The organism is Intrasporangium sp. (assembly GCF_039812505.1).
In the GTDB taxonomy this organism is placed as follows: domain Bacteria; phylum Actinomycetota; class Actinomycetes; order Actinomycetales; family Dermatophilaceae; genus Intrasporangium_A.
Genome location: NZ_JBDIAQ010000152.1, coordinates 1 through 8370 on the forward strand (window position 1 = coordinate 1; position 8370 = coordinate 8370).

7 protein-coding genes are annotated in these 8370 nt (G+C 72.2%); 2 read left to right on the forward strand and 5 right to left on the reverse strand.

The window, feature by feature from the left end:
• Nucleotides 1-96: 96 nt before the first annotated feature.
• The 5 genes from ndk to ileS all read right to left on the reverse strand — a co-directional run bounded on the left by ndk (nucleotide 97) and on the right by ileS (nucleotide 6181).
• Nucleotides 97-519, reverse strand: a complete 423-nt coding sequence (gene ndk, locus WMI84_RS15225; RefSeq protein ID WP_347354623.1) for a nucleoside-diphosphate kinase — start codon at nucleotides 517-519, stop codon at nucleotides 97-99.
• Nucleotides 520-524: 5 nt separating this feature from the next.
• The gene (locus WMI84_RS15230; protein WP_347354624.1) at nucleotides 525-902 is read right to left on the reverse strand and encodes a DUF4233 domain-containing protein; all 378 of its coding nucleotides are present in this window, start codon (nucleotides 900-902) and stop codon (nucleotides 525-527) included.
• A gap of 103 nt (nucleotides 903-1005) precedes the next feature.
• Complete coding sequence (locus WMI84_RS15235) at nucleotides 1006-2394, reverse strand: folylpolyglutamate synthase/dihydrofolate synthase family protein (RefSeq protein WP_347354625.1); 1389 nt, start codon at nucleotides 2392-2394, stop codon at nucleotides 1006-1008.
• A complete protein-coding gene (locus WMI84_RS15240; RefSeq protein ID WP_347354626.1) occupies nucleotides 2391-2924 on the reverse strand; it encodes an N-acetyltransferase in 534 nt (177 codons plus the stop codon). Before WMI84_RS15240 ends, WMI84_RS15235 begins: the two co-directional genes overlap by 4 nt.
• A complete protein-coding gene (ileS, locus tag WMI84_RS15245; RefSeq protein WP_347354627.1) occupies nucleotides 2921-6181 on the reverse strand; it encodes an isoleucine--tRNA ligase in 3261 nt (1086 codons plus the stop codon). Before ileS ends, WMI84_RS15240 begins: the two co-directional genes overlap by 4 nt.
• A gap of 271 nt (nucleotides 6182-6452) precedes the next feature.
• Between ileS and WMI84_RS15250 the strand changes: the two genes are divergently transcribed.
• Together WMI84_RS15250 and WMI84_RS15255 are read left to right on the forward strand one after the other, a co-directional pair.
• Nucleotides 6453-7826, forward strand: coding sequence for an FAD-linked oxidase C-terminal domain-containing protein (locus WMI84_RS15250; protein ID WP_347354628.1), 1374 nt, complete (start codon nucleotides 6453-6455; stop codon nucleotides 7824-7826).
• Nucleotides 7823-8356, forward strand: coding sequence for an NUDIX hydrolase family protein (locus tag WMI84_RS15255; RefSeq protein ID WP_347354629.1), 534 nt, complete (start codon nucleotides 7823-7825; stop codon nucleotides 8354-8356). Before WMI84_RS15250 ends, WMI84_RS15255 begins: the two co-directional genes overlap by 4 nt.
• The last annotated feature ends 14 nt before the right edge of the window (nucleotides 8357-8370 follow it).

Sequence of the window (8370 nt, forward strand, 5' to 3'; positions counted from 1 at the left end):
CTGACGCCGGCCCGGCGCGGGCGAGGGGCACCGCGCGCACGAGGCACACCGCGCGCACGAGGCAGACCGACCGTTACCCCGGCCGAGACGCCGGTCTCACAGCTGCGGGAACCAGATGCCGATCTCGCGAGCGGCCGATTCGAGCGAGTCGGACCCGTGCACGATGTTCTGCTGGACCGCCGTGCCCCAGTCCCGGCCGAGGTCACCGCGGATGGTGCCCGGTGCGGCGTCGGTGGGGTTCGTGGCGCCGGCCAGGGCGCGGAACCCCTTGACGCAGTCCTCGCCCTCGATGACCGCCGCGGTGACCGGCCCGGAGGACATGAACTCGACCAGCGCCTCGTAGAACGGCTTGCCCTGGTGCTCGGCGTAGTGCTGCTCGAGCATCCCGCGGGTCGGCGTGAGGATCGCCAGCGCCCGCAAGGCGTAGCCCTTGGCCTCGACCCGCCGCAGCACCTCCCCCGTCAGTCCGCGCTGGAAGCCGTCGGGTTTGACGAGGACGAGGGAACGTTCGATGGTCACGGCCGTCACCTTACCGGGGTCTGCATCCGGTCGACGGCGCCTCCCTTGAGCAACGAGACGACCCACAGGGCCAGGAAGATGAGGCCGGCGAGGAACATCATCGGCACGACGAACCCGGCCAGCAGCGTGAGCGCCTGGACCACCCAGCCCAGGGTCACGCCATACGGCTTGCGGGTCAGCGCCGCTCCGGCCAGGCACAGGGCCGCGATGACCGAGCCGACGAGCAGGTAGCGGCCGGCCGCAGCCGGCTCACCCTGCGCCACGGCGGTCCCGCGGGCGACGAGCGCGCCGAAGAAGATGATGACCGACTGGCCGGCCAGCACCGTGGCCAGCATGCGCCAGGTGAACTTGCCGGTGGTGCCGTAGAGGACGAGTCGCGACATACGATCCCAGGTGCCTTTCGTGTCAACGGTCTACCGGTCGCCGGGCCGCGGTGCCGAGCAGCTGGACGCGACGATACGGACCGAGCCTACGTCGGCCGTGCGCTCAGGCCTCCTCGTGGCCGAGCAGCAGCCGCACCTCACCGGCCGTGATGACCGAGCCCGTCGCGAGCACTCCCCCGCCGAGCCCGTCGGCCTCCGCCAGCGTGACGGCCTGTTCCAGCGCGTCCGGCAGGTTCGGGACCACGGTGACCCGATGCTCGCCGAAGACCTCCGCGGCCAGCCGGCCGAGCCGGGCCGGGTCGAGGGCCCGGTGTGACGAGTTGCGGGTGACCACGACCTCGGACAGCACCGGCTCGAGGACCTCGAGGATCCCGACGGCGTCCTTGTCCGCCACGATGCCGAGCAGCCCCACCAGCCGGGTGAAGGTGAACGCCTCCTCGAGAGCGGTGACGAGGGCCCGGGCGCCGTGCGGGTTGTGCGCGGCGTCGACCACGACCGTCGGCGAGCGGCGCACGACCTCGAGCCGCCCGGGCGAGGCCATCGAGGCGCAGGCCGTGAGCAGCAGGTCGTGGTCGAGCGGTTGTTCCCCGCCGCCGACGAAGGCCTCCACGGCGGCGATCGCGACCGCGAGGTTCTGGGCCTGGTGGGCGCCGTGCAGCGGCAGGAACAGGTCCGGGTAGTCCGCCGCGAGGCCCCGGACGGAGACCAGCTGCCCGCCCACCGCGACCGCACGGGCGGTCACGCCGAAGTCGGTCCCCTCGAGGACGAGCCGGGCCCCGACCTGCTCGGCCCGTTCGCGCAGCACCTCCGCGGCATCGTCGTCCTGCAGCGCCGAGACGGTGACGGCGTCGGGTTTGATGATCCCCGACTTCTCCGCGGCGATCGAACCGATGTCTGGACCGAGCAGGTGGGTGTGGTCGAGGTCGACGGGGGTGATGACCGAGACCCGGCCGTCGACGACGTTGGTCGCGTCCCAGGTGCCGCCGAGCCCGACCTCGACGACGGCGACGTCGACCGGGGCATCCGCGAAGGCGGCATACGCCACGGCCACGAGGGTCTCGAAGAAGTTGAGCCGGCGCCCGCCGGACTCCAGCGACCGGGCGTCGACGAGGTCGACCAGCGGCTTCACGTCGGCATAGGCGGCGATGAGCTTGGTGCGCGGGATCGGCTTGCCGGACAAGGCGATCCGCTCGCGCATGTCGTGCAGGTGCGGTGAGGTGAAGCGGCCGGTCCGCAGGCCCAGCTCCCGCAGGACCGTGTCGATCATCCGGCTCGTGGACGTCTTGCCGTTGGTGCCGGTCAGGTGGATCACCGGGAAGGCGCGCTGAGGGTCCCCGGCGAGCCGCATGACGGCGCGGATCCGCTCGAGCGAGGGCCCGATGTCGTTCTCCGGGGCGCGCGAGAGGATCTCCGCCTCGATCTCGCGCACCTGCCTGCGCTCCTCGAGCCGGCGGGCGGCGGCTGCGGCCGCGGCGTCCGGTCGTGGGCTCACGGGACCCTCCGTCCCGCGGCCGCGCCGCCGCCCAGGTCCTTGACGAGCCAGAGCAGGTCGGGCAGCCCGGAGCCGCCCGGCTCACGATGGGTGAACCGGAAGCCGGTGCCCTCGTAGAAGCGGGCGGCCTGGTCGTTGCCGTCCAGGTAGGAGACACCCAACGTGGTGTGGCCCAGCTGGGCGGCCCGCAGCACGACCTCGTCCAGCAGCCGGCGCCCGATGCCGCGGCCCTGGTGACCGGGCCGGACGTACAGCTTCCACAGGACCAGCTCGTCGCCCTGGCTGCCGTAGGCCGCCATCCCGACCACGGCCCCGTCCTGCTCGGCCACGAGCGTCCGGCCGACCCGGATGCCGGGGATGACGGCATCGGCGGTCCACCACTTGGCCAGGCCCATCGCCACGTACTCGCGGCCGGCGATCGGCTCGTACGTCACACGCCAGGTCTCGTGCCCGACCCGCAGGACGGCGTCGAGGTCGTCGCCGGTCGCGGTCCGGACCGTGACGGGGCGCTCCGCCGGCTGCGCGCTCATCGCTTGGCCACCAGGATGCGGGCCTGCTGCCCGTCGCCGACCACGACCGCGACGCCGGTCCCCTCGGGCAGCGCGTGGTCGCCCCCGGCCGACGAGAACTGCGTGGCGAGGGTCTCCGCGACGATCAGGTCACGGTGCGCGACGGTGGCCGCGAAGACGTCCTCGGTGCCGGTGATCGTCAGGCTGATCCGGTCGCTGACCTGCAGCCCGGCCTCCCGGCGCGTCTGCTGGACGGCCCGGACCAGGTCGCGGGCCAGTCCCTCGGCGGCCAGCTCGGGCGTGACCTGCGTGTCGAGCACGCAGAACCCGCCGCCGGGCAGCATCGCGGTCGCGGCTCCGTCCGCCTGCTCGCCGACCACCGTCTCGAGCGTGTACTCGCCCTCGTGCAGCACCAGGCCGCCGGCCGAGACGACGCCCTCGGCGGAGACGGACCAGTCGCCGCTCTTGCTCCCCCGGATCGCGGCCTGCACGTCCTTGCCGAGCCGGGGCCCGGCCGCGCGGGCGTTCACGGTCAGCCGCTGGGTCACGCCGTAGCCCGCGCCGCTGTCGGACCCGAGCTCGACCAGACGCAGCGCCTTGACGTTGAGCTCGTCCCGGATGATCGCCTCGAACGGCTCCAGGACCGCCGAGTCGGGCACCGCGACGGTGAGCGAGCCGAGCGGCAGGCGGGCGCGCAGACCCGCCGCCTTGCGCAGGCTCGAACCGACGGAGCAGAGCTCGCGCGCCCGGTCCATGGCCGAGACCAGGGCCGCGTCGGTGGGCAGCTCGGCGGGGTCCGGGTAGTCGGTCAGGTGGACCGAGCGGCCTCCGGTCAGGCCACGCCAGATCTCCTCGGTCACCAGCGGCAGGAGGGGCGCCACGGCCCGGGTCACCGTCTCGAGGGTGGTCCACAGCGTGTCGAAGGCCGCTCTCGAGGCCGCGGACTCACCACCCCAGAACCGGTCCCGGGACCGGCGGACGTACCAGTTGGTCAGCACGTCGACGAAGGTCCGCGTGCTGTCGCAGGCCGCGGCGACGTCGTAGTCGTCGAGCTGGTCCCGCACCTCGCGGACGAACCCGTGCAGCTTCGCCAGCATGTAGCGGTCGAGGACGTCGGAGGACGACGTCGAGCGCCTCGCGTCGTACCCGGCCCCGCCGTGCGCCGCGTTCGCGTAGAGGGCCAGGAAGGACCACACGTTCCACAGCGGGATGATCACCTGCCGGACACCGTCGCGGATGCCCTGCTCGGTGACCACGAGGTTGCCGCCGCGCAGGATGGGGCTGCTCATCAGGAACCAGCGCATCGCGTCGGCCCCGTCGCGCTCGAACACCTCGGACACGTCCGGGTAGTTGCGCAGCGACTTGCTCATCTTCTGCCCGTCCGAGCCGAGCACGATGCCGTGGCTGACGCACGACTTGAAGGCGGGCCGGTCGAACAGGGCGGTCGCCAGGATGTGCAGCGTGTAGAACCACCCACGGGTCTGGCCGATGTACTCGACGATGAAGTCGCCCGGGAAGTGGTGCTGGAACCAGTCGGCGTTCTCGAAGGGGTAGTGCACCTGGGCGAAGCTCATCGAGCCGGAGTCGAACCACACGTCGAGCACGTCCTCGACGCGGCGCATCGTCGCGTGCCCGGTCGGGTCGTCGGGGTTGGGGCGGGTCAGGCGGTCGATGCCGGGCCGGTGCAGGTCGGTGACCGCCACCCCGAAGTCGCGCTCCAGCTCCGCGAAGGAGCCGTAGACGTCGATCCGCGGGTAGCGCGGGTCGTCCGACTTCCAGACCGGGATCGGGCTGCCCCAGAAGCGGTTGCGCGAGATCGACCAGTCGCGGGCGTTGGCCAGCCACTTGCCGAACTGGCCGTCCTTGACGTGCTCGGGCGTCCAGTCGATCTGCTGGTTCAGCTCGAGCATCCGCTCCTTGATCTTGGTGACCTGCACGAACCAGCTCGAGACCGCCATGTAGATCAGCGGCTGCCGGCAGCGCCAGCAGTGCGGATAGCTGTGCTCGTAGGTCTCGCGCCGCAGCAGGACCGTGCCCTCCGTGGTCGAGCCCATCTCGCCCGTACCCCGGGTGCGCGCCCTGAGGTGGTCGATGATGTGCGGGTTCGCGTCGAAGACGTGCATCCCCTCGTAGTCGGTCACCGGGTGGGTGAACGTGCCGTCCGGGCCGACGGGCACGACCACGTCGATGCCGAACGCGTCGGTGAGGACCTTGTCCTCCTCACCGAAGGCGGACGCGATGTGGACCAGGCCCGTGCCGTCCTCGGTGGTGACGTAGTCCGCGGGCAGCACGACGTGGCCGTTCGGGTGGCCCAGGAAGTAGGAGAACGGCGGCGTGTAGCGTCGCCCGACGATCTCGGCGCCCTTCAGCCGCCCCACGACCCGGTCCGCCAGGGTCGACGGGTCGGACCCGCCGAGCTCCTTGGCGTAGGCGCCCAGCCGGGCCGCGGCGATGATGTAGCGCTCGGTGACACCGGTGAAGTCGGACTCGACGACGACGTAGTCGACGTCGGGGTGCACGGCCATCGCGACGTTCGCGGGCACCGTCCACGGCGTCGTGGTCCAGACCAGGGCCAGCTCGCCGGTCTCGAGCCGGTAGCCGATCGTCACGGCCGGGTCCTGGCGCATCTTGTAGACGTCGTCGTCCATGCGCAGCTCGTGGTTGGACAGGGGGGTCTGGTCGTTCCAGCAGTAGGGCAGCACCCGGAAGCCCTCGTAGACCAGGCCCTTGTCGTAGAGGGACTTGAACGCCCAGATCACCGACTCCATGAAGGACGGGTTGAGCGTCTTGTAGTCGTTCTCGAAGTCGACCCACCGGGCCTGCCGCGTCACGTAGCTGACCCACTCGTCGGTGTACTTGAGCACCGAGGCCCGGCAGGCGTCGTTGAACCTGTCGATGCCGAGCTCGAGGATGTCCTGCTTGGTCTTCAGCCCGAGCTGGCGCTGGGCCTCCAGCTCGGCGGGCAGCCCGTGCGTGTCCCAGCCGAACCGTCTCTCGACCCGCCGACCGCGCATCGTCTGGTAGCGCGGCACGATGTCCTTGACGTAGCCGGTCAGCAGGTGCCCGTAGTGGGGCAGGCCGTTGGCGAAGGGCGGCCCGTCGTAGAAGACGAACTCGTTCGAGCCGTCCTTCCCCGCGTCCCGGTTCTCCACCGAGGCGGCGAAGGTGCCGTCCTGCTCCCAGTACGCCAGTACCCGTTCCTCGATCTGCGGGAACCGTGGGGCGGAGGGCACGTCGGCGCGGTGCTGCGCGTCGGTGGTGACCTTCGGATAGGTCATGTGGTCGTCTCCTGCGTCGCTCGCTTCGTCACTCGACGAGGACGACGTCACCGGGACCACCCGATGGCACCGCGGTACCACCTCGCTTGCCGCACGGGCCCGCCTTCCCCGGGGAGGGAGGTGAGCGGCATACGACCGCTTCATCGTGGCTGTGACGGGCCCACCCGTCCGGGTCTAGTGGGGGCGTCGCCGCCCTGTTCTTCCGGAGGCTCGCCGCTGATGACGGCTCGGACGCCTGTGGCGACATTCTAGCCGGACGTAGGGTGTCCCCGTGCCGACCCTCCCCGCTCGCGTGGCCGCCCGGGTCGTGGCCGACGCCGACGTGAGGCGGACGTATGCCGCTGACGCCGCCTCCCGGCGCAGCATCCCGCCCGCCGACTACACCGTCGTGCGGGCCCGGGACCTGGGCGACGTCGTGGCGGTGCTCGAGCATGCGCAGGCGACGGGGACGCCGGTCGTGCCGCAGGGTGCCCGCACGTCACGCGCGGGCGGCGCGTCGGCGACCGAGGGGTGCATCGTGCTCAACGTGGAGGCACTCGACGCGATCCGCGAGGTCGACCCGCTGGAGGGGTACGCCGTGGTCGGCCCCGGCGTCGTCAACGCCCGCCTGAAGGCCGAGCTGGCGGCGCAGGGCTGGTGCTACGGTCCCGACCCGGCGTCGGCGGACACGTGCACGATCGGCGGCAACGTCGCGACCAACGCCGGGGGGCTGTGCTGCGTCAGGTACGGCGTCACCGCCGACTGGGTCAAGGCGTTGCAGGTGGTGCTGCCCGGCGGCGCGGTGATGCGCACCGGGCACCGCACCGCCAAGGGCGTCGCCGGCTACGACCTCACCGGTCTGTTCGTCGGGTCCGAGGGCACCCTCGGGGTGGTGACCGAGGCGGTCGTGCGGATCGCGCCGGCCCCCGACCCGGCGCTGACCGCGCTGGCCACCTTCGACTCGCTCGACGGTGCGGTCGCCGGGATCACGGCGCTGCGCCTGGACCGGCACCGGCCCGCCCTGCTCGAGATCCTCGACCGGACGAGCCTGGCCACGATCCAGCAGTTCGGCGACTACGGCTTCACCGCGGACTGCGCCGCGGCGCTGCTCGTGCAGGCCGACCGCCCGGACCACGTGCGCGCGGACCTCGCGCGCTATGCCGAGCTGCTCACCGCAGCGGGTGCGCGGCAGGTCGCCGTCGCGGACGACGCACAGGAGGCCGACGCCCTGCTACAGGGCCGGCGCGTGATGAGCACGGCCTTCGAGGCCAAGGGCGACCGGCTCGCCGAGGACGTGTGCGTGCCGATCGCCCGGCTCGGCGACTTCATCGCCGCGGTCGAGGGGATCGCGCGGCGCTGGGAGGTGACCATCCCGGTCAGCGGCCACGGCGGCGACGGCAACCTGCACCCCTCGATCGTGCACGACGGGGGCGACCCGGAGAGCCGGCGCCGCGCCTGGGGCGCCTTCGACGAGATCGTCCGGCTGGCCCTGTCCCTCGGCGGCACGATCACCGGCGAGCACGGCGTCGGCCGCATCAAGGTGCCGTGGCTCGAGCTCGAGCTGGGGGCCGCCGAGCTCGCGCGGCAGCGCCGGGTCAAGGCGGTGTTCGACCCGTCGGGCATCATGAACCCCGGCACGATCTTCGCGAGAGAGGCAGGGCGATGACCGAGGTGGACACGACCAGCTCGTGGCTGAGCCGGGAGGACCTGAACGCGGCCCGGGAGCGCCTGCCGATCCTCTACGTCCACGCGGTGCCGGTCCGCAGCGACGACCGGGGGCTGGTCACGCACGTCGGGCTGCTGCTGCGGGCCGACGCCGGCGGCGGCTTCGGGCACGAGGTCGTCGGTGGCCGGGTGCTCTACCACGAGCGGATCCGCGACGCCCTGGCCCGGCACGTCGAGAGCGACCTCGGCCCGGTGGCCCTGCCGCGCATCCCGTTGTCGCCGCAGCCGTTCACGGTGGCCGAGTTCTTCCCGACCCCCGGCGTGACGCCCTACCACGATCCCCGCCAGCACGCGGTCTCGCTCGCCTACATCGTCCCGGTGATGGGTGACTGCCGGCCCCAGCAGGACGCCCTCGACCTGGCCTGGGTGACGCCCGAGGAGGCCGCCACCATGGCCCAGCGAGGCGAGATGACCGGCGGGCACGGGGTCCTGGTCCGTCAGGCCCTGGCCCACATCGGCCACCCCATCTGATCGAGCGTGCAGCA